Source organism: Vibrio sp. Y42_MX_L11, assembly GCF_024181785.1.
In the GTDB taxonomy this organism is placed as follows: domain Bacteria; phylum Pseudomonadota; class Gammaproteobacteria; order Enterobacterales; family Vibrionaceae; genus Vibrio; species Vibrio diabolicus.
This window is the reverse complement of the sequence record NZ_JAMZAP010000016.1, coordinates 1-19,491: the sequence shown is the minus strand read 5'-3', so window position 1 is coordinate 19,491 and position 19,491 is coordinate 1. Positions and strand designations below refer to the sequence as shown.

Here is a 19,491-nt window from a genome sequence, read left to right as displayed (position 1 = left end):
GTCCTATATATCAAAGGGGAGGCACTGGTTAATCTATGCCCAAATAAAATGAGTAGGAACGCATACGAGCCAGGGGGATCCTGTATCTCAAACTCACTTGGGTATATATTCGAGCGTGAATATTGGAAGGTAAAACAATGGACATCACAAACCTAATTGAGCTGGAAACGATATGTTTAGATCTAAAAGCTCAAACCAAAGATGAAGCGCTCAAAGAGCTGGTCGAGATGCTAGAGGCCGCCGGCAAGCTCAATAGTCAAAGCCAGTTCTTGGCAGATATCTGGAAACGAGAAGAGATCGGTAACACAGGATTTGATGATGGTATTGCGATCCCTCATGCCAAAAGTGATGCTGTAGCGAAACCGGCTGTCGCGGTCGGGATCAGCCGTAATGGGATTGATTATGGCGCCGAAGATGGCGAGCTGTCCGATGTGTTGTTCATGCTGGCGTCCCCAGATGGTGATGATCATCATCACATTGAAGTATTGGCACAAATTTCCACCAAAATTATCGAAGACGGCTTTGTTGAAAAGCTCAAACAGGCTCAATCGCGAGAAGAAGCGCTTGAGATGTTGACTGATATTCAAACCCAATCCAATGAATTTCTCCCAACTTCTTTAGAATTTGCATCAGAACCCCTGAGCCCTTGGGCGCAAAAACTTGGTCGCATTAAAGAGCACCTTCTGTTTGGCACATCCCACATGATCCCGTTTATCGTTGCGGGCGGTGTGTTGTTGTCATTGTCGGTGATGATCTCTGGTCACGGTGGTGTACCACAAGAGGGCATTCTGGCCGATATTGCCCAAATGGGGATTGCTGGCCTGACATTGTTTACTGCCGTGCTTGGCGGTTACATTGCTTATTCCATTGCCGACAAGCCGGGCCTTGCGCCGGGTATGATTGGATCTTGGATTGCGGTCAGTCATTACAATACGGGTTTTTTAGGTGCAATTGTGGTCGGCTTTTTTGCTGGCTTTGTCGTTTGGCTATTAAAGAAAATTCGGCTACCAGACAGCATGAGTTCGCTTGGCTCGATCTTTATTTATCCGCTAGTCGGTACGTTTGTTACTTGCGGCGCGGTGATGTGGGTGATAGGTGCTCCGATTGCCAGCGCAATGACCACCATGAACGAAGTGCTGACGGGCATGGCGGGCTCAGGCAAAGTAATGCTCGGAACTGTGCTTGGGGCAATGACCGCGTTTGATATGGGCGGCCCAATTAACAAAGTGGCGACGTTGTTTGCTCAAACCCAAGTGAACACGCAACCATGGTTGATGGGCGGGGTCGGTATTGCGATTTGTACGCCGCCATTGGGTATGGCACTAGCCACGTTTTTGGCGCCGAGTAAATTCAAGCGAGATGAACGCGAAGCGGGGAAAGCCGCAGGTATTATGGGGATGATCGGCATCAGCGAAGGTGCGATTCCTTTTGCCGCTGGCGACCCTGCACGAGTGTTACCCGCTATTGTGGCGGGTGGCATTGTCGGTAACGTGATTGGCTTTATGTTCCACGTAATGAACCATGCACCGTGGGGCGGTTGGATTGTTCTCCCTGTTGTGGATGGAAAAATTGGTTACATCATCGGCACGATTGCTGGTTCTGTTACCACCGCGTTGATCGTGATTGCACTAAAGAAAACCATCACCGAAGATGAGAGTTACACTGGTCATTCTCAAGTATATGGCTCCGTTCAAGGCGAAGGTGAGGCGGATGTTTTGGCGGTCACATCTTGTCCATCAGGTGTGGCACATACGTTCTTAGCGGCGAAGTCATTGGAAAAAGCAGCGTGTGCACTCGGCATTAAGATTAAAGTCGAAACCCAAGGCGCGAATGGCGTCATCAACCGAATTACCGAGAAAGACATCGAGAAAGCCAAGTTTGTGATTTTTGCTCACGATGTGGCGATTAAAGAACCGGAACGCTTTCGAAAAATCCAAGTCTTGGATGTCAGTACCAAGGATGCCATGTTGAACGCCACGGCTTTGTTGCAAGCTCGTAGAGTGTCTTAACATTTAACTTCTGAGAAATGTCTCCTCGATGACCCTGATGAATGCTTTTGGTATTTACTCCAACATCGCGGTTCGCTTTTATTTGTGCCGCGAGTGAAGGATAAATTACGAGTAATGTTTTCAATTCTTTAGTAGCATGTTACAAAACATTTCAGTCAGGTGAACTAAGGGAAGCGTGCAATGGAAAAACAACGAGTAGCATTTATTGGTTTGGGTGTTATGGGTTACCCAATGGCGGGCTATTTGAGCAAAGCGGGATATGAAACCAAAGTATACAACCGCACCAAAGCCAAAGCTGATAAATGGGCTGCAGAATACAACGGCATTGCGTGTGAGACACCGCGAGATGCGGCAGAGGGTTGCGATATCGTATTTACTTGTGTCGGTAATGACGATGACGTGCGTAGCGTTGTATACGGTGAAGAAGGCATTCTAGTCGGTCTAAAAGCAGGCGCAGTACTGGTTGATCACACCACGACTTCCGCTGATTTAGCTGTTGAATTGGCCGATGCTTGTACCAAATATGGCAATCACTTCATTGATGCTCCGGTATCTGGTGGTCAAGCAGGCGCAGAAAACGGTGTACTAACCATCATGTGTGGTGGCGAGCAGGACATTTTTGATCGTGTGTCTCCAGCGATGGACGTATATGCAAAGCAAATGACGCTTCTGGGTGAAAATGGCCAAGGTCAACGTTGTAAGATGGTAAACCAAATCTGTATTGGTGGCGTGCTTCAAGGCTTGAGCGAAGCGTTGTTACTCGCGCAGAAATCCGGTTTGGATATTGAACAAGTAGTTGAAACACTCAAGCACGGTGCTGCAGGGTCATGGCAAATGGAAAACCGCGCCAAGACGATGGCGGAAGATAAGTTTGATTTTGGATTCGCGATTGATTGGATGCGCAAAGACTTAGGCTTCTGTCTGCAAGAAGCAGAGCGAGTGGGTCTAGAGCTTCCACTGACTAAGAAAGTGGATGAGCAATACGCTGACCTTCAACGCGATGGTTTAGGCCGCATGGATACGTCTGTTCTGATTAAAGCCGTTGCTAAGAATCAGTAGTAGATAAACAGTTCTTTGGTATCAAAGAGCTTGAAGAAATTTAAGTTGATCATGATCGCTCCCCTTGAACATTAGTGTGTGATTAACGAACTTGAATTAGGAGGTGCTTTGTGGGGCACCTCCTTTTTTATGTCTTCTTATCACAGCATTTGCTGGTGCAGTGTCCGTTTACTTGTTTAAGCCTAGCGCAATCTCAAGGCCTTTGCCGTAAGCTTCGTCCGCTTGGTAGGCGTGGTTAACGTGACGTTCTTTGATGAAGTCTGGCACACCATCCATTGCACGAGCGGTGTTGTCGAATAGAGTTTGACGCTGTTCTTCGCTCATAAGACGGAATAGGTCACCCGCTTGGCTGAAGTAGTCTTCGTCTACACGGTGATCGTAATGATCAGCATTGCCGTTGATGCGTAGAGGTGGCTCAGAGTAATCTGGTTGCTCTGCCCATTCTTGTTTGTAGTTTGGCTCGTAACCTAGTGTGGAACCAAAGTTGCCATCAACGCGCATTGCGCCATCGCGGTGGTAGCTGTGTACCGGACAACGAGGCGTGTTAACTGGAATTTGGTGATGGTTTACACCTAGGCGGTAACGCTGCGCGTCTCCGTATGCAAACAGACGGCCTTGCAGCATTTTGTCTGGTGAGAAGCCAATTCCAGGAACGATAGCTGCCGGGTTAAACGCGGATTGCTCAACTTCCGCATAGAAATTTTCTGGGTTACGGTTCAGTTCAAACTCGCCTACTGGGATCAATGGATAATCTTTTTGTGACCATACTTTTGTTAGATCGAACGGGTTAAAGTTCACTTCATCCGCTTCTAGCTCAGGCATGATCTGTACGTACATCTTCCATTTAGGGAAGTCTTGACGCTCAATCGCTTCGTAAAGGTCACGGTGATGGCTTTCGCGGTCTTTACCTACGATCGCTTCTGCTTCTTGGTCAGTCAGGTTTTTGATGCCTTGCTGAGTTTTAAAGTGGAATTTCACCCAGTAACGTTCGTTTTCTGCGTTGATAAAGCTGAATGTGTGGCTACCGAAGCCGTGCATATGACGGTAAGACGCTGGAATACCACGATCACTCATAACGATCGTAACTTGGTGGAATGCTTCTGGTAGTGATGTCCAAAAATCCCAGTTGTTTGTCGAGCTGCGCATGTTGGTGCGTGGATCGCGTTTCACCGCGTGGTTTAGATCTGGAAATTTTAGTGGATCACGGAGGAAGAACACTGGCGTGTTGTTACCAACCAAGTCCCAGTTGCCTTCTTCGGTGTAAAACTTTAGCGCAAAACCACGGATGTCGCGCTCTGCATCGGCGGCACCGCGCTCCCCCGCAACGGTGGTAAAGCGAGCAAATAGTTCGGTCTTTTTACCAATCTCCGAGAAGATCTTCGCGCGCGTGTATTTGGTGATATCATGAGTCACAGTAAAGGTGCCGTAAGCGCCTGAGCCTTTGGCGTGCATACGACGCTCAGGAATCACTTCACGATCAAAGTGTGCCAGTTTTTCAAGGAACCAAACGTCTTGCAGTAGTTGGGGACCACGAGGACCTGCAGTCATCACATTTTGATTATGGGCGACAGGACAGCCTGCGGCGGTGGTTAATTTCTTATTTGTCATTTTTCTTCCCCTCCAGGGATCAATACCTTAGCAACTGAAGAGAAGATTATTACGGAAAAGCTGGAAGCAAAAACTGATACTGCTTATCAATTCAATAGGTGGGAACGATGATGAAAAGTAACTTAGAATCAAATTCTTAGCTGATTTTTATGATTGGTTTATTAACGTATTGGCGAAAAGGGTAAAAAGAGCACGCTGGCATTTGCATGAATTGCGCTTTGTTGACAAGGCTAACGTCGGAAATCGCCCCTTTGATATCGCTTTATTGAACATCAAAGGGGCGGAATGATTAGGAGTACTTCACTTCAATTTGCTCAGCTTTTTCAAACGCTGGATGCGTTGCGAGTTGTTTTCCATAACGCTCAATATTCGGGAAGTGACCAGCCAAACCGAACTTATGCACGAGCTCGACAATAAATGACATCATGATGTCTGCGCCAGTTAAACGTTCTTCTACTAGGTAAGTTTTGCCTTCTAGCGATTGCTCGAAATAACCCAGAACGTTCATCGCTTCTTTGTCAGCATAGCCTGATAGAAATTGAGTTTCGTTTGGCTCTTTGCTAATAAAGATTTTTAACAACATTGGTAAGATTGCTGAACTTTCAGCAAAGTGCATCCATTGCAGGTACTCAGTGTGCGCCTTCGTCCCACGCTCAGGAGCCAACGCACCATCACTGTACTTCTCAATCAAATATTCGGTCATCGCGCCAGATTCAATGATGAACTCGCCATCATCTTCAAGCAGGGGCGATTTACCGAGCGGATGAACGCTCTTTAGCTCAGGCGGTGCCATGAAGGTCACTTTGTCACGAACATAAGGCATGATTTCGTAATCCACATTTAGCTCTTCAAGTAACCAAATGATGCGCTTTGAGCGAGACTGATTGAGATGGTGAAGTTTAATCATTTATTTATCCCTTCCTTATAATGGGTCGTTAATCTGTACTACAAGCTTGCCGAAGTTCTTACCTTCCAACAGACCGATAAATGCTTCTGGTGCATTCTCCAGTCCTTGTACTAGATGTTCACGGTATTGGATCTTTTCTTCTGCCAACCATTGATTAATATCTTGCGCAAATTCACCGTAACGATGTCCGTAGTCATCAAAAATGATGAAGCCTTGCACCTTGATTCGTTTAGTCAGCAGCTTACCCATTAATAATGGAAGATGGTCGGTACCTTCAGGCAGTTCTGTTGCGTTGTACTGAGAAATCAAACCACAAAGTGGGATACGTGCGCTGGTATTCAGAAGTGGCATTACAGCTTCGAATACTTTGCCACCTACGTTTTCGAAGTAAACATCGATACCTTGATCACAGGCGTTTTTCAACTGTTCTGCAAAGTCGTCAGCTTTGTGATCGATACATTCATCGAAGCCAAGGACTTCTTTGGCGTAACGGCACTTTTCTTCTCCGCCTGCAATACCAACAACTCGGCAACCTTTGATTTTGCCAATTTGACCAACGGTCGCGCCCACAGGGCCTGTCGCGGCTGCTACCACAATGGTTTCACCTGGTTTTGGTTGACCGATATCGAGCAAGCCCATATACGCGGTAAAACCTGGCATGCCAGCAACACCTAGAGCGTATGATGGGTTTTGTGGTTCTTTGCCTAGTTTAATTACCATCTCACCAGTTGAGAGCGCGTAGTCTTGCCAGCCAACAGTGTATGCAAGAACCCATTCACCCGCTTCATAATCTGGGTGGTTCGATGCTTCTACCTGACAAACTGTGCCAGCGATCATTACGTCATCAACCGCAACAGGATCGGCGTATGACTCGGCATCGCTCATGCGACCGCGCATGTATGGGTCGAGAGATAAATAAACGGTTCTCAGTAGCATCTCACCATCTTGAGGAGTCGGTTTCGCCACTTCTTCTAGACGAAAGTTTTCTTTTGTTGGTGCACCATGGGGACGTGACGCGAGTACGATTCTGCGATTTGTTGCGTTAGTCATATTTATCTCACTTATTGATTAGACCGGTCGTCTAGTTTTGATTTCAAAATATCCCGCTCATAGAGCGGGAAGGTGTATTGTGCAATCACAGGAGTTATTACCAACTGTGAAACACATGTAGGGTGTTCATCTTACTTTTACGCTACCTACTATGGGCAAGTTCGCGTGTTTTGCAGTAGATGTTGAGTATAGGTCAGACTTTGCGTTAATGCTGCCTGATCTTGATACAGTTTGTTCAGCAAGCTTGCGCCGTTCCAAAGGTAGTATATCTGCCTTGCCAATAAAGCACTGTCACCATTTGGGATAGAGCCATCTTGAATGCCTACGTCAATGCAATCCGCCATTGCTTGAATGGTTTTGTCTGCACCTTGGCGTAACGCTAGACGCATGGACTCTGAGAGATCGGAGACTTCCGCACTTAACTTGACCAACAAACATTTGTTCGCATTACATACGTCGTCTTCTACTTTGACCATTTCTTCAAAGTAGCTCATTAGGCGTTGGTAGCCATTCAGATCGGTATTGGTAAAGCGTGCGTTTAAACGCTCAAAATACTTAGTAAAGTAGTCTTGAATCATCGCTTCACCAAATTGTTCTTTGGATTTGAAGTAATGATAAAACGAGCCTTTCGGCACCGCGGCCTTTTTTAAAAGCTCTGAAAGGCCAACACTCGTAAACCCTCGGTTTACGATTAACTCGTATCCGACGTCGAGAATATGTTGGCGTGTGTCGTTCGTCTTTGCGTTCATGAAGCGTACTATAGAATGAATTAGACCAGTCGTCTAGTTTTTGTTGTGGGTTATTTGATTAGCTCGTACTCAATCACAAATAGCGTGTCGGTGTTTGGGTAGATTTCTCGAATTAACTGCTTGAGTTTTGGCAGTTCGATGGCTTCTTGTTCAGCATGAAACTCATTGATATCTTCAAAGTTGAGTGGTTCTACAGAGCGTATTTTGATGTTGCAGACTTTACGATCCGTCTCTAGCGTAAAAACTTCGACCTCTGTATTTGGAACGTAGTGACTTTCTGATTCATCTCGAATCGTAATCGTTTTTTTGCCTGATGTGATCAACGGGGTTAAGAATTCAAAAAAGGTAATCTTGGTTGGGTGGGATGACATGATGTACTCGTTAGTCTGATTGTTTGGCGTAATTATATACCCAAATAACCTTGAGGTGCTTATTTCAAGAGAACGAGCGAGTGCGCAGGACGCGAATCAACTTGGCACTAAAGTAACCCAAGATAATGCCTATCCAGTTGGTACTGAGATCATCGAAACTAAATGAGCGACTTGGAATAAAAAGTTGGCTTATTTCTTCCATTGAAACGATAGCCAACAGCAGTAGCAAAAGGCGGATGCCAAAGACGTCGGCTTTACTTGAGCTTACCAAAGAGGGGAAGGTGAAGACCGATAAAAAGCCGATCAATAAACTGAAGGTAAAGTGAAGCGTACTCGATCCACCTAAGTAGGTTTCCATTTGCAGGTAAGTGGCATGGTGTAAGTCAGAGCTTTTCCATAAAGAGAGTGAAGCCGTAAGCACCAGAACGAAAACAAAACTCATCCGTGTCAGTATTGAAACCATAATTAACCTATTGGAAAGAAGCCTAAGTAACGTTTTACAAAGTACAACGCTGCTAGATTCTGAATTGCCATGCCAATTGCCATCGCCCATGCTGCACCAATAACACCGAACGTTTGGCAAAGCGCAATGAGCAAGCAGATAGAGATTGTGCCGGAGGAAATTGTAATGTATTTCATGGTTCTTTCGTGACCGCTCATGAGTAATAAAAACCCTACAGAGCCAGTCGCAACATTGACTAACTGCCCTAAAGACAGGACGACTAACAGTGGCGCAGCAGCAAGAAACTCTTCACCAAAAAACCGCATCACAAACTCTGGGAATAGAGTGCAAATAATCACGGGCACAATGGCCAAACCAACGTTGGCTCGGCAAGCTAAACGGCTCAGGCTTTGCAGTTTGATCATTTGGCGTTCTTTGTAGAGAGAGGCAAACATAGGGGCGACCACAAAGTTAATGGTAATCAGCACAAAGCCAATCAGTAGTGATGTACGTTGAGCTGCAGCTAATAGACCGAGTTCCGCTGTTGAGATAAAAAAGCCCGCAATGACAAGGCTTCCCCATTGAAGAACGTTCGTGAAGATACTGCCAATCCAGACTTGCTTGGCAGAAGCGATCATTTTTTTGTTTGGTACGAAAGCCGATGTCTGATACTGACCTGAACCTAGCCAATTAACACTGGATATTACCGCGACGCTCATACTCGCCAGAAGCAGTGCGGTCATCAGATTGTTGATATTTTGCTGACCGATATAGTCCAAGCCAAAGACAAAAAAGACCATCAACATACTCACGCCAAGCTGTAAAGCAAACAGTGATGACACGATCTTTCTACATGCTTGAAGCACACGACTGTTGGTCTGTGCAAGCACCAAAAACGGTATGCAGAACAAGCCTAAAGTAATCGCATGCATTGGCGATTGGGTCTGGTTTAGCTGTTCAGGAAACAGATTAAATCCTACCAACAAAACGGCAATGGCTAGCAAGCAAAACGCCATACTTCGATAAAGTGCCGTTTTATAGTTGTGGCTTTGTTGAAGTGTCTCTTTGTTGTTAAAGGCGATCGCATTGTAGCGAACTAATGAGACATCAAAACCTAGCTGAGAAACGATCGCGAGTAGTGAGACTAGGTTGAATAAAAAGAAAAATTGACCGGAAGTCGAAGCGTCACTGGCCTTCGATACAATCAGTGTCAGTAAAAAAGCAAATAGCGCACTCAACACACGCGTGATTGCGGTTTTCAATCCAGTAGATAGCAAGCTTTTTTTACCGCTGGGCATCAACAGTAATTTTTGTTGAATAGTGTGAAACATAGAGGTATTTAACCGTAAATATTATTGAGTGCGAGGCGCTGTTTTTCTTCACTGAAGGCGTCGTTTAACGCTGTTGTATATTGGCAAAAATCAATTTCATCATAATGATTGACACAGTGCGCGATCTGCTTGGCCATTTCTTCAGGTGTTAGCGCTAAAAATGGGTAGTTTAGATCTTGGGTCGCGCCGATAGTTCGAATCACCATAGGAAGATGTAATTTGGCTGCTTCTAGAATAGTTAACGGCATCCCTTCCCATGCTGCAGTATGTAAGTAAAGGTCTGAACCCTTGAGCTTTTTAACCACTTCATCACGAGGCAACATGCCAGTCACATCCACATTTTCTGTACGCAATTTTTGTTCGAGTGTGTGGTCACCGCCACCTATCCAAGTGATATCTAATGGGCGGTTAAGCGCATATCGATTAAGGTGTTGCAATGTGTCGATGAGAAATTGCGGATCCTTTTGGGGCGCGACACGACCAAGCACAACAAGTCGCAGCGCTTCTTGTCTGTTTCGCAATAAACGCTCTTCACTTTGATAGGACACGTAGTTGTTGAGCAGTTCAGCACGTTTCGCGCCAATACTAATCGCCAAGTCACATTCTCGTTGGCTACAGCCTGCCACCACATCAATTTTGCTTAGTTTTACTTTCTCTAGCGCTTTATAGAGCTGGCGCGCGAATTCGGAGATATCTTCACGTTCGAAAGCATAACAGTGCGGCGTATAAACCAAGCGTGCCTTGCCAAGTTTTAGAAATCGCCCGAGAAATCCCGCTTTACTCGAGTGCAAATGCACAACGTCAGGCGCAAGTGATGCAATCATGTGGTTTGCATCGCGAACAAATTGAAGTAAGCCGCCTTCCACCCATTTGGTCTGTGTGAAAATATGATGGTTGTTTTCATTGGTTAAGTCGTTTTCTCGAGCTCTGGCTAGCAAAAAATGTTGATAGGGCTCATCTCGAGAGGAGTGAGCATAACTATAGAGGGCGGTTTGAACGCCACCTCCGAAGGCTTCTGTAATATGGAGCACTTTTTTCATGATGATTTTGTTCCTGATGTCTGCATCCATTTATGCTTGAAAGCATCACGTTCTTGTTCTGAATAAACGTGGCGATATAAGGGAAGATCGTACATATAGAACAGCTTTGAAAAGTCGTAGTGATGCTTAAAGTGCTGGTGGATATTGGAGTACCACTTGTTTTTCGCTTCATTGCTGTTTTTCAGCACGAAGTCTTGCAGCCCGAGAAACTCACCAATTTCTTTATCGAGAGAGCTTAGCTTTTCGCATTTGATTAGCATGACGTTGGCTTGCTCGTTCTTGAATGTGAAGAAAGGTTGAGTGTTGTCCAGTTCTTGGCGCATCACATCGATATTGAAATTACGCTTTAACTCGTTGTCGAACCAGTTCGCAAAATAGTTGAGATTGATATAGTTATCGAAACAATGTTCGAGGTGCTGATACGTGACTGCCATATCTCGGTGAATTGCATCATTCTTTTTGCCTTCGATAAATTGCAAATGGAGGTCTTGAAAGAAACGAGAAAAGACAGTTGCGATTGGATCACGGACCAGTGTGACGATTTTGATCTGTTCGCGTTTTTGTAAGATACGTTTTCGTTGCTTGAGCACTAAGCGGTAGAGCGCACGGTTTTTGAAATCGAAAAATTTACTCACGTCTTTTTTATTGTGATACATGTGAAATTCTTCGTGATCATCAAAGGTGTGGATGTGATAGCTTGGGATATTTCTTTCTCCCAGCGTGTGCTCAATTGACGATGAGCCAACTTTGCCCATTTGGTAAACTAAAACAAAATTGTCAGCTTGGAGTTCTCGGTTCTTTTCAAATTGTCGAGAGATTGAATACTTCATCTATCCTATCCTTGATTATTCAAATTCGTGGTGATGGTTTACCGGAAAAGTATGAGCAATGGTGTTGACCTTTGACTCGCGGCTCATGCTTATCATGACGGGTAATAAGAGTATTAAAATGATGGTGGTATTTACCGCAACGAAGAACACCATGATGAGGGCGTATATCGCGAGTAAGAGGCTTTTTCTGTTGTCATTGAGACTACGGAAGCAAAAGCGAATAAAAAGAAAATAACCACCAAATAATAGGGCGATACCGAGCAACCCGTATTCAATTGCGGTATCTAACACAAAGTTGTGGGTGTAGATCGCCAGCTCATCATAGTTAAAGTAACTGATCATAAAGTTGGGTAACATTTTCGCGCCGACACCTAACACCGGGTGTTGAAGTAAAATATCTAGCCCATTGGCAAGTAATAGCTTTCTATGAAGATTCGATACCCAGCGTGCTTCACTTTGGTTGGCAAATAAGACGTCTTCTTGGGTTATTTCCAATGTGTCCGCTAGCGTTTCAAATCCAACGTAGAGTGTGGTTGTGATTGCAGTAAACACAATGAAGCTTAAGGCTAATAAAATCGTCCACGTGTACGTTTCATTAAGCGATTTTCTCATCAGGTTTTTTACGAGCAGCTGGTCAAAGAAGAAAAGCAGACAAAAACCAAGTAGTGCTTTTCTTTCTTGCGACAACACCAGTAATATCAAAGCGACGAGCATCAAAAGGTGGAAAGCGCGAATTTTATCCCGATAAAGGTATAGTAGTGAGCAAAGTACACCGAACCCGTATTTACTCACTCCGAGTAACTTAAACCCGCTTTGATATCCCTGAGCAAAGTGCCATAAGGCAACGAGCGTGCAGATCAAAAACAGCAGGTAAGTGAAATAAACCATAACCCTTTCATCATCAAACACGCCATAGGCGTACATTAGGCTAAGCAAGCAGAGAATCGCCAGCCATTGCACGGTTTCTATAACTAGCGGCATTAAGGGGACGCGATTTAGCAGGCCATTTAAGAACACATACCCAGTGAACAGTACAAGGAACCCCATGCAGGGATGCATGAGTTTTTCAGCTTTTCCTTCCAATACCACTAATGCAGTAAAACCAATGGACAAAAGACTTAGGATGTCTGAAGGTGCTAGTGCAACTCCTCCAGCACGAAACTTCATGGGAATAAAGAATAATGCCAGTAGGCATGCCGCAAACCATGAGGCTCGGTGGCTCGATGGCGCGGAACTATTTGTTGGCGCAAAGCTGCTGGTAGATTCCATAGTAACCTTCACGAAATTTATCGATGGTGTAGAGAGAGGCCCTATTGACTGAGTATTGACTTGCAGCGTCATACCGCTCAACACTTTCACACAGCTGGAGCACTTTCTGGCTCAGCTCATTTGAGTTACCAACCTGAAATAAATATTCGGCACGTCCGGTGATGTCATCCAAGCCGGGTACGTCCGATGATAATACGGGTAAGCCTGCTGCCATGGCCTCAACCGCCGCCAAGCCAAAGCCTTCGACATGCGATGATTGCACGTAAATGTCCATGTCGTTCAAAAACGCTGGAACATCAGAAACTACCCCATGAAAGTGAACACGTTGCGTGACGTTTAGCTTTGTTGCCAACGCTTGCAGTGACGATTTTTTTTCGCCATCTCCAGCAAGATGGAGCTCGTATCGTCTCGGTAAATGGACAAGTGCTTGGATAAGCGTTTCATGATCTTTATGTTGATGAAGTCGGCCCACCATTCCAATCTTGATAACTGGTTTGTCGATTAGGTGGCTGGCGTATCTTGGCGTCATAGAAAACCTTTTTAAATCAACGCCATTGTGCACCACGTGATATTTATGTTGGTAGCGAGGCATGAACTTCACCAGTTCATCTTGTACTTTTTCACTAATACTGACCGTCAAGTCGTGGCCCCAATATAAGACGTACTCCATGAACTTAAACAGCGGATAGTCACGTCGACGGTTGTAAGAACAGTGCTCAGTCTGGATTCGTTTTTTACCTACTGCCAATAGCGCTAGGTAAATGGAAGGGTAGAGGTGCCCGTGAACGACATGCGGCCAACGCAGCAAAGAGAATTTCTCACTCAATGACAAAGTGCGCCAGTTAAAACACTCTATCCCTTTGGCGGATAGCATTGGTAAGTAATCATTTTCATCACACAAGACCAAAATTTTGATTTCGTATTCAGGCTTATGTTCTAAAACAAGGTCGACTAAGAACTTTTGAGCACCGCCGTTCTGAGAAAGATCATTAATAATATGTAGAATCTTGGTTTTCATGATTAATTGGTCAGATATTGCTGTTTAAGGTCGGTGATTTCTGCATTTGAGAAAAAGTGCTTCGTCAATTTAGAATTCAGCATTTCTTCAACGTACTCGGGCGTAGGTTGAAATTGCGTTTTGAATTCTTTCATTAGTGGCGAGTACCATTTGTTGTCTGATTGATTTTCATAGACAACATCCACGGGGTAACCTAAAAAGTCTTCAACTGCGGAGTTAGCCTTCGCTAGCTTGTCACTTCGAATGACCAATAGTGAGAAGTTGTTGTTGTGGTATGTTTGATAGCCTACTTCGTGATTAAAAGGTTCGTTAAACACATCAATCCCTGTTAGTTGTTTGATTTCGTTGTCAAACCACTGCAGCGCATATTGATGATTCATGTGCTTATCAAATGCCTCTTGGAGTAACTGCGGGCGTTCAGTACGGATTGCGCTATCATCTTTTAGGTATTTGTCCGCCATCCAAAACGGAAGTGCTTGAAAGAACATTGAAACATTTCGTCCGATCGGTTCACGCACCAGTGAGATAATTCGAACTTTTTTCTTGCGCCTTAACATACGGCTCATCGCTATGCGCTTTAGTCGTCGCTTTAACGCGTTGATCTGAGGTTTATGCAATTGCGCTCTGACAGGGGATATCTGTTTTTTCGCATCGACAGTCATGAGATCGTGCAAGTGAACCGAGTTAGGAATGGAATGCTCTAATGCACTCGAACCTACTTTGCCCATTTGATAGATCAATACCGGTTGTTCTTGGCTTTTCAACGTTTGGTACCAAGATGCGTTTGAGTTAGTAGGCGTATTTCTGGACATAAAGCGTTTCTCCTTCCTTAGTCTTGGCTTGTGTGATTAAGACGCCAAGAGATGGAACTGAGTGTTGTATTTGTTTAGATAACGCAAGGTTAACCAGTGATGATTTTGTCGATTCTGAGCGAATGACGGTAATCAGACCATTGGCATACTGACCAAGAATAAGTGCATCACTCACTGACAGTAGGGGCGGTGTATCGATAATGATCCGGTCATACTTATTTTGAAAATGTTCGAGCAACTTTTTAAAGCGATCAGAAGCTAGCAGTTCCTGTGGGTTTGGCGGAATTAGGCCTGCTGGTAATACATCTAAGTTGGCTTCTTTTATATGTGTAACACAATCTTTGATTGGCGTATCCATAGTCAGGATATGCGTTAAGCCTGGGCTTGATTCAGCAATACCAAACCGTTTTGCGATGGAAGGTCGGCGTAAATCGCAGTCGATGATCAATACCTTTTCCATTTTTGAAAACGACACCGCCATATTGATACTGGTCGATGTTTTTCCTTCTTCTGGAATAGCAGAGGTAAAGGGCAATATCTTTTGCTTCGTGTTGGTTAATCTGAGCAGAAGCGAGGTTCTGACGGAGCGGCAAGCTTCACTAAATAGCTTTTCTTCATCATCTAAATATGCGGTATAACTGACGCCGTTTTTACGCAAATTGCGTTTTTTGACCATAGGAATCACACCTAAACACGTAACACCAAGTTTTTCCTGCACATCGGCTGTGCTTCGGATAACTTCTCGCATCGTTTCTAAGATGATGACCAGAGCGCAAGCAATGGCAAAGCCAAAAAATGTGGCAATCAGTACCAGTTTGATTCGTTGCGGTGCTACCGGAAATAGAGGGATGATGGCTTTGTCAGTAAAACGTGCAGTGACATTTTTGTAGTCGCTGGTGGCGTTGGTCTCTTTCTCACGATTTAAGAACGCTTCATAGAGTGCCTTATTGGATTCAACCTCGCGTTTTAACTGTTCGTAACGCGCTTTTTGTGACCCTAACGATTGGAAATCGGCCTTTTTGTTATCGAGTTCTGCTCTAATCATGTCCTCTTGCGCTTTTGCAGCAAGAAGGTCTTGTTGTTTGCTAAAGGAAATGTCACGAATGAGTTGCTGGGTTCTTGCTTGAATTTCAGCAAGCTGCGCTTTCGCCTGAATCATTCGGTCATGCTTGGGGCCGTAGCGCTGTGCCAGCTCAGAGAGATTTTTGGCTGCTTGGGCTTCCGATAATTTTAGGTCGCGGATCTGCGCTTGATTAGCGAATTCATCAATTGACAGCAAGCTGTCTAAACTTTGTGAAGATTTACGTCTTAACAGTTGGATTAACGTCTGCGCTTCAATGCGCTTATTAACAGCGATATTTAGCTTGCGAGTGAGTTCTTCTAGCTCATTGGCGTAAATTTCATCAATACCGTTTATATCGATCAACCCTTCTTTTAACAAGAACTCTTGCAGCGCTTGCTCAGAGTTACGTAATCGCTCCTCCAATTTTTGTGAGTTATTTGTCAACCAAGTGGCCGCATTTTGTGTAACGACCAATTTGGCTTCAAAATTTGCGTCAATGTAGGCTTGGCCGACCGCGTTAGCGATTGTCGTTGCAAGCTTAGGATCGGTAGAACGAAAGCGAATTCTGACTAATTGGGTGTTACGTACTGGCTCAATATCGAGTTTACTTCTGAAAGCTTGAAGCGCTTGATAATAGGACTCTGAAAACTGGGCAGTTTCTTTTGGGCTTGGTGCCACATTCAGTAGGTCTTGAACAAAAGGGATCGACTTTATTTGGTCGATCTTTTGATTTAATCCACCTGAGCGTGTGAACTCCGGTAGTTGAGTTAGGTTCAGCTCTCTAATGACCTTATCTGCGATATGATTCGATTTTAAAATAGCGATTTGCGTTTGAAAGTACTCTTTTTTTGTCGTGTCGACGCCATATACTTCCTCGATTGAAAGGGCGCTTTTTTGCTCTTCTTGGATGAGTAGCGTTGCTGTAGCTTGGTATATCGATGCTTTGGAGTAGATATACCAAGTACAAGTTAATGAAAACAGAAGCGTGAAAGCTGCGATGCTTAGCCAATTCTTTTTAATCGCTTTAAAGTGATGACCAAAACGAATCAGTTCTACTTTGTTCATCTGGAGATTATTTGGATGAGTCCCGTTCATTTGATTCCCTGTCACTTAAAAGAAGCTCTGGTCAATAAATACAATGTCACCAGGTTCCACGTTGCGGTGCATACTGACCCCTTCCATCGTTTGACCCGTTTTATGTTTGGTGAGGTTAATGCCTTTGCGTGAGGCTCGGTCGGTCAAGCCACCAGCTAAAGCGATGGCCTTTTCGATAGTTAATCCTGGTCGATATTCAAATCCACCTGGTTTCCTGACTTCGCCATTGACATAAAACAGACGAAAGTTATTGATGGTGACCATCACTTTTGGGTTGATGAGATAATCGCCTTTTAAGCCCGTTTCTATTTCGTACTTGAGTTGTTTCGGTGTTTTTTTGATTGCTTTGATTCGGCCAAGGTAGGGGTAATCAAAATAGCCATCTGACGTTATTAGAATATTTTTAATCGTAAGATCTTCTTCACCGTAGACCTGCACGGAAATGGTATCGCCCGTGTCGAGTAAGTAATCTTCCTCGTTTGAGTCAGCGTTGACCAAAGTGCTAAATAGCAACAACGCTACACTCATGAATGTGATGAATGCCTTCATTAATAATCCTTTTTACAGAGAAAACTGTGCGCTTAAAGTCCAAATGTTCTGTTCGAAGCTATAACCTGGTCGGTTAGAGGTTTTATCTTGGTATTGCCAGTCGGCTTGCAGCTGTATCCAGCGTTTAATTTGATAATCGATACCAAAAGATAGGGTGTAGCGATCGTCGTTTCTGGTGATCCCCGTATAGTCATCTTGTTGATAAATAGCACCTAAGCGAGTTGCAAGGTAACTATTCCAATCGTGCTTGAGGTTCAGTCGATAACGAGTTTGTAGGTTGTAATCGCCATCTTGATCTGGGTTAACTGCCGCTTGAGTGGTTTTCACGCTGACTAGAGTTTGTTCTTGAGGCAGCCATTCAAAGCCGATATCCCAACTGAAGCCTTTAAATGTATCTCGTTGAGCGCTGTCAAAATCTTTGATTTGATAACCGAGTCGAGCGATGCCTTTGGTTTTTCCCGTTACTTCCCATTCGGCACCGGTGTAATAGAAACTGGTGCTATTATCTTTGGAAGGCTGCGCAGAATTTCGGTGCTGATAGTCGGTTACTATTTGTTTTGTCCCAACTAACCAATAGGTTCTTGGCGTCGCCCTTAAATAGAATTCCAAGTGTGCATTGGGAGCTCGAAAATCGTTGTATTTTGTTTTAGCGTTTGTGCGCCCAGGCAAGCCGTCACGGTAGTTTTGATAGGTTTTATCACTGTAGCCTAAACCGAATTCGAGTCTGCCTTTTGCACCGTTAGAGCCAAAGACATAATTGGTTTTGATATCGTTACGGTTGAACTCAATTGGTGAGTCTATTGCGCTACCATTACCTTCGGTAATGTCTTCCCCTCTAATTTCATGCTGGGCGCGAAAACGATAATCAACCACTAAACGATGACGATGATTGAACTCAAAAAAGTTGGAAAACTGAAAGGTATGATCGTCGAAGTCGTTGCGGTCATCGGATGAAAAACCTGCTTTCAACTTGTACAAAATATCTGCGCGATAGCGATTCCTTTCTATACGTGCTAATAAGCTTGGCTCTATACCCCAAATATTGACCGATTCTACATTGCCGGATTCCTCCGCTTTGTTGATGTTGTCATCGCCCTCGTAGAAAGTTCTTACGAGGGGAATAAACTCAATGCCAGACTCGGTTTGGTAAGCCATCGGTTCTGCGAGTAAGCCAGTTGAAAACAGACTCAATGCTATTGCCATTGTCAGTTTCTTCATAATCTCAACCTTAGTAAGCGTTAGCACCAGTGAACCCTTTGAAAACGGTCATGAAGATGATTTTGATGTCCATCCAAACAGACCAGTGGTGGATGTAATCCAAATCAAACTCGACTCTCTTTTCCATTTTTTCTAAGGTGTCTGTTTCGCCGCGATAGCCATTAATTTGCGCCCAGCCAGTAATGCCCGGTTTTACTTTGTGACGTAGCATGTAGCGGTCAACAATCTGGCGATACTCTTCATTGTGTGCCACGGCATGAGGACGTGGACCAACAATAGACATGGTCCCTTGCAGTACATTGATAAATTGAGGCAGTTCGTCCAAAGAGGTGCGACGCAGAAAACCACCAAAAGGCGTAATGCGTGGGTCGTTCTTTGTCGCCTGTTTCACGTGAGGGCCTTGATCCATAGTGGTCATTGAACGGAATTTCCATACTTCAATCTTGCGTCCATCGAGGCCGTAACGATGCTGTTTAAAAATGACCGGACCTTTAGAGGTCAGCTTAATGCCAATCGCAATGGTGAGCAGGACTGGAGAGATCAAGGCTAAAATAATGCTCGAAAACAAGATGTCTTCAAACCGTTTTACCCAGGAAGAAATTCCAGCAAATGGTGTATCAAACACGCTGAGCGTTTGAACTTGGCCGATTTGTGCCCAACGAGAATGCAAAAGGTTATAGGTAAAGAAGTCGGGAATCAGATACGTATTTGCGGTGGTGTCTGAGAATTGGTTAAGAAGCGATGCTATACGTTCTTTTGCGTGCATTGGCATTGCGATATAGACATAATCCACTTCCCCTTTTTTGGCTCGCTCAAGAGCGTGGTCAACTGCCCCTTTAATAGGGTAAGCAGAATTTGGCAATCTGTCGGAAGAACGCTCATCGTAAAAGCCATCAAAAAGCACACCGTGTTCAGTGTGGTTTTGAATTTCGTTAGCAAGGGTAATGCCGTCAGGGAAAGATTACGAAACCCCTTGCCCTGCAAGGACTTGCGAAAGGTAGCTGTTGCTACGGTTCGCTTTTTTCTGCTTTCTTTTGATCCCAGCTTTGAAGCTGGTTTCTTCCGTCAGCA

Annotated in this window: 17 protein-coding genes and 1 pseudogene; 2 read left to right on the top strand and 16 right to left on the bottom strand. The window is 44.6% G+C overall.

All coding sequences use genetic code 11. The annotated features are described in order from the left end of the window. Positions 1–137: 137 nt before the first annotated feature. Together NL643_RS15980 and NL643_RS15975 are read left to right on the top strand one after the other, a co-directional pair. Positions 138–2,009 (top strand): fructose-specific PTS transporter subunit EIIC, encoded by a 1,872-nt coding sequence (locus NL643_RS15980; protein ID WP_253644793.1) that lies wholly within the window; start codon positions 138–140, stop codon positions 2,007–2,009. 180 nt (positions 2,010–2,189) lie between these two features. Then, the gene (locus NL643_RS15975; RefSeq protein ID WP_048625335.1) at positions 2,190–3,068 is read left to right on the top strand and encodes an NAD(P)-dependent oxidoreductase; all 879 of its coding nucleotides are present in this window, start codon (positions 2,190–2,192) and stop codon (positions 3,066–3,068) included. Positions 3,069–3,236: 168 nt separating this feature from the next. Here NL643_RS15975 and NL643_RS15970 read toward each other — a convergent pair whose 3' ends face one another. From NL643_RS15970 to NL643_RS15895, 16 genes and pseudogenes are all read right to left on the bottom strand, one after another. Beyond that, entirely contained in the window at positions 3,237–4,676 is a 1,440-nt protein-coding gene (locus NL643_RS15970) for a catalase (RefSeq protein ID WP_152813093.1), read from the bottom strand. Positions 4,677–4,965: 289 nt separating this feature from the next. Next, a complete protein-coding gene (locus tag NL643_RS15965; RefSeq protein WP_048625333.1) occupies positions 4,966–5,583 on the bottom strand; it encodes a glutathione S-transferase family protein in 618 nt (205 codons plus the stop codon). 15 nt (positions 5,584–5,598) lie between these two features. Further along, on the bottom strand, positions 5,599–6,633 hold the full coding sequence (locus NL643_RS15960) for an NADP-dependent oxidoreductase (protein WP_048625332.1): 1,035 nt from the start codon (positions 6,631–6,633) through the stop codon (positions 5,599–5,601). 149 nt (positions 6,634–6,782) lie between these two features. After that, positions 6,783–7,382, bottom strand: coding sequence for a TetR/AcrR family transcriptional regulator (locus tag NL643_RS15955; protein WP_006742221.1), 600 nt, complete (start codon positions 7,380–7,382; stop codon positions 6,783–6,785). A gap of 50 nt (positions 7,383–7,432) precedes the next feature. Next, positions 7,433–7,753 (bottom strand): N(4)-acetylcytidine aminohydrolase, encoded by a 321-nt coding sequence (yqfB, locus tag NL643_RS15950; RefSeq protein WP_005392475.1) that lies wholly within the window; start codon positions 7,751–7,753, stop codon positions 7,433–7,435. A 64-nt stretch (positions 7,754–7,817) separates the two neighbouring features. After that, positions 7,818–8,216 carry a VanZ family protein gene (locus tag NL643_RS15945; protein ID WP_048625331.1) on the bottom strand — a complete coding sequence of 133 codons (399 nt, stop codon included), beginning with the start codon at positions 8,214–8,216 and terminating at the stop codon, positions 7,818–7,820. A 2-nt stretch (positions 8,217–8,218) separates the two neighbouring features. Further along, positions 8,219–9,526 (bottom strand): oligosaccharide flippase family protein, encoded by a 1,308-nt coding sequence (locus NL643_RS15940; RefSeq protein ID WP_048625330.1) that lies wholly within the window; start codon positions 9,524–9,526, stop codon positions 8,219–8,221. Positions 9,527–9,534: 8 nt separating this feature from the next. Beyond that, positions 9,535–10,566 (bottom strand): glycosyltransferase family 4 protein, encoded by a 1,032-nt coding sequence (locus tag NL643_RS15935; RefSeq protein WP_182018238.1) that lies wholly within the window; start codon positions 10,564–10,566, stop codon positions 9,535–9,537. Continuing rightward, on the bottom strand, positions 10,563–11,396 hold the full coding sequence (locus tag NL643_RS15930) for a putative capsular polysaccharide synthesis family protein (RefSeq protein ID WP_134645978.1): 834 nt from the start codon (positions 11,394–11,396) through the stop codon (positions 10,563–10,565). Before NL643_RS15930 ends, NL643_RS15935 begins: the two co-directional genes overlap by 4 nt. A 15-nt stretch (positions 11,397–11,411) precedes the next feature. Beyond that, positions 11,412–12,665, bottom strand: a complete 1,254-nt coding sequence (locus NL643_RS15925) for an O-antigen ligase (protein ID WP_253644792.1) — start codon at positions 12,663–12,665, stop codon at positions 11,412–11,414. Next, entirely contained in the window at positions 12,631–13,683 is a 1,053-nt protein-coding gene (locus tag NL643_RS15920; protein WP_048625327.1) for a glycosyltransferase, read from the bottom strand. Before NL643_RS15920 ends, NL643_RS15925 begins: the two co-directional genes overlap by 35 nt. A gap of 2 nt (positions 13,684–13,685) precedes the next feature. After that, positions 13,686–14,495: a putative capsular polysaccharide synthesis family protein gene (locus NL643_RS15915; RefSeq protein WP_048625326.1), complete on the bottom strand. Its 810-nt coding sequence runs from the start codon at positions 14,493–14,495 to the stop codon at positions 13,686–13,688. Then, positions 14,473–16,653 (bottom strand): polysaccharide biosynthesis tyrosine autokinase, encoded by a 2,181-nt coding sequence (locus NL643_RS15910; protein ID WP_253644791.1) that lies wholly within the window; start codon positions 16,651–16,653, stop codon positions 14,473–14,475. Before NL643_RS15910 ends, NL643_RS15915 begins: the two co-directional genes overlap by 23 nt. 15 nt (positions 16,654–16,668) lie before the next feature. After that, positions 16,669–17,181, bottom strand: coding sequence for a polysaccharide biosynthesis/export family protein (locus NL643_RS15905; protein WP_005385846.1), 513 nt, complete (start codon positions 17,179–17,181; stop codon positions 16,669–16,671). A gap of 33 nt (positions 17,182–17,214) precedes the next feature. After that, on the bottom strand, positions 17,215–18,420 hold the full coding sequence (locus tag NL643_RS15900) for an outer membrane beta-barrel protein (protein WP_253644790.1): 1,206 nt from the start codon (positions 18,418–18,420) through the stop codon (positions 17,215–17,217). Positions 18,421–18,430: 10 nt separating this feature from the next. Beyond that, positions 18,431–19,375, bottom strand: a pseudogene (locus NL643_RS15895) (undecaprenyl-phosphate glucose phosphotransferase); the annotation flags it as partial. Positions 19,376–19,491 lie beyond the last annotated feature (116 nt).

Bases quoted from the DNA above. Each gene is read 5' to 3' on its own strand.
- NL643_RS15980 (WP_253644793.1), top strand. From the start codon at position 138: ATGGACATCACAAACCTAATTGAGCTGGAAACGATATGTTTAGATCTA.
- NL643_RS15975 (WP_048625335.1), top strand. From the start codon at position 2,190: ATGGAAAAACAACGAGTAGCATTTATTGGTTTGGGTGTTATGGGTTAC.
- NL643_RS15970 (WP_152813093.1), bottom strand. From the start codon at position 4,676: ATGACAAATAAGAAATTAACCACCGCCGCAGGCTGTCCTGTCGCCCAT.
- NL643_RS15965 (WP_048625333.1), bottom strand. From the start codon at position 5,583: ATGATTAAACTTCACCATCTCAATCAGTCTCGCTCAAAGCGCATCATT.
- NL643_RS15960 (WP_048625332.1), bottom strand. From the start codon at position 6,633: ATGACTAACGCAACAAATCGCAGAATCGTACTCGCGTCACGTCCCCAT.
- NL643_RS15955 (WP_006742221.1), bottom strand. From the start codon at position 7,382: ATGAACGCAAAGACGAACGACACACGCCAACATATTCTCGACGTCGGA.
- yqfB (WP_005392475.1), bottom strand. From the start codon at position 7,753: ATGTCATCCCACCCAACCAAGATTACCTTTTTTGAATTCTTAACCCCG.
- NL643_RS15945 (WP_048625331.1), bottom strand. From the start codon at position 8,216: ATGGTTTCAATACTGACACGGATGAGTTTTGTTTTCGTTCTGGTGCTT.
- NL643_RS15940 (WP_048625330.1), bottom strand. From the start codon at position 9,526: ATGTTTCACACTATTCAACAAAAATTACTGTTGATGCCCAGCGGTAAA.
- NL643_RS15935 (WP_182018238.1), bottom strand. From the start codon at position 10,566: ATGAAAAAAGTGCTCCATATTACAGAAGCCTTCGGAGGTGGCGTTCAA.
- NL643_RS15930 (WP_134645978.1), bottom strand. From the start codon at position 11,396: ATGAAGTATTCAATCTCTCGACAATTTGAAAAGAACCGAGAACTCCAA.
- NL643_RS15925 (WP_253644792.1), bottom strand. From the start codon at position 12,665: ATGGAATCTACCAGCAGCTTTGCGCCAACAAATAGTTCCGCGCCATCG.
- NL643_RS15920 (WP_048625327.1), bottom strand. From the start codon at position 13,683: ATGAAAACCAAGATTCTACATATTATTAATGATCTTTCTCAGAACGGC.
- NL643_RS15915 (WP_048625326.1), bottom strand. From the start codon at position 14,495: ATGTCCAGAAATACGCCTACTAACTCAAACGCATCTTGGTACCAAACG.
- NL643_RS15910 (WP_253644791.1), bottom strand. From the start codon at position 16,653: ATGAACGGGACTCATCCAAATAATCTCCAGATGAACAAAGTAGAACTG.
- NL643_RS15905 (WP_005385846.1), bottom strand. From the start codon at position 17,181: ATGAGTGTAGCGTTGTTGCTATTTAGCACTTTGGTCAACGCTGACTCA.
- NL643_RS15900 (WP_253644790.1), bottom strand. From the start codon at position 18,420: ATGAAGAAACTGACAATGGCAATAGCATTGAGTCTGTTTTCAACTGGC.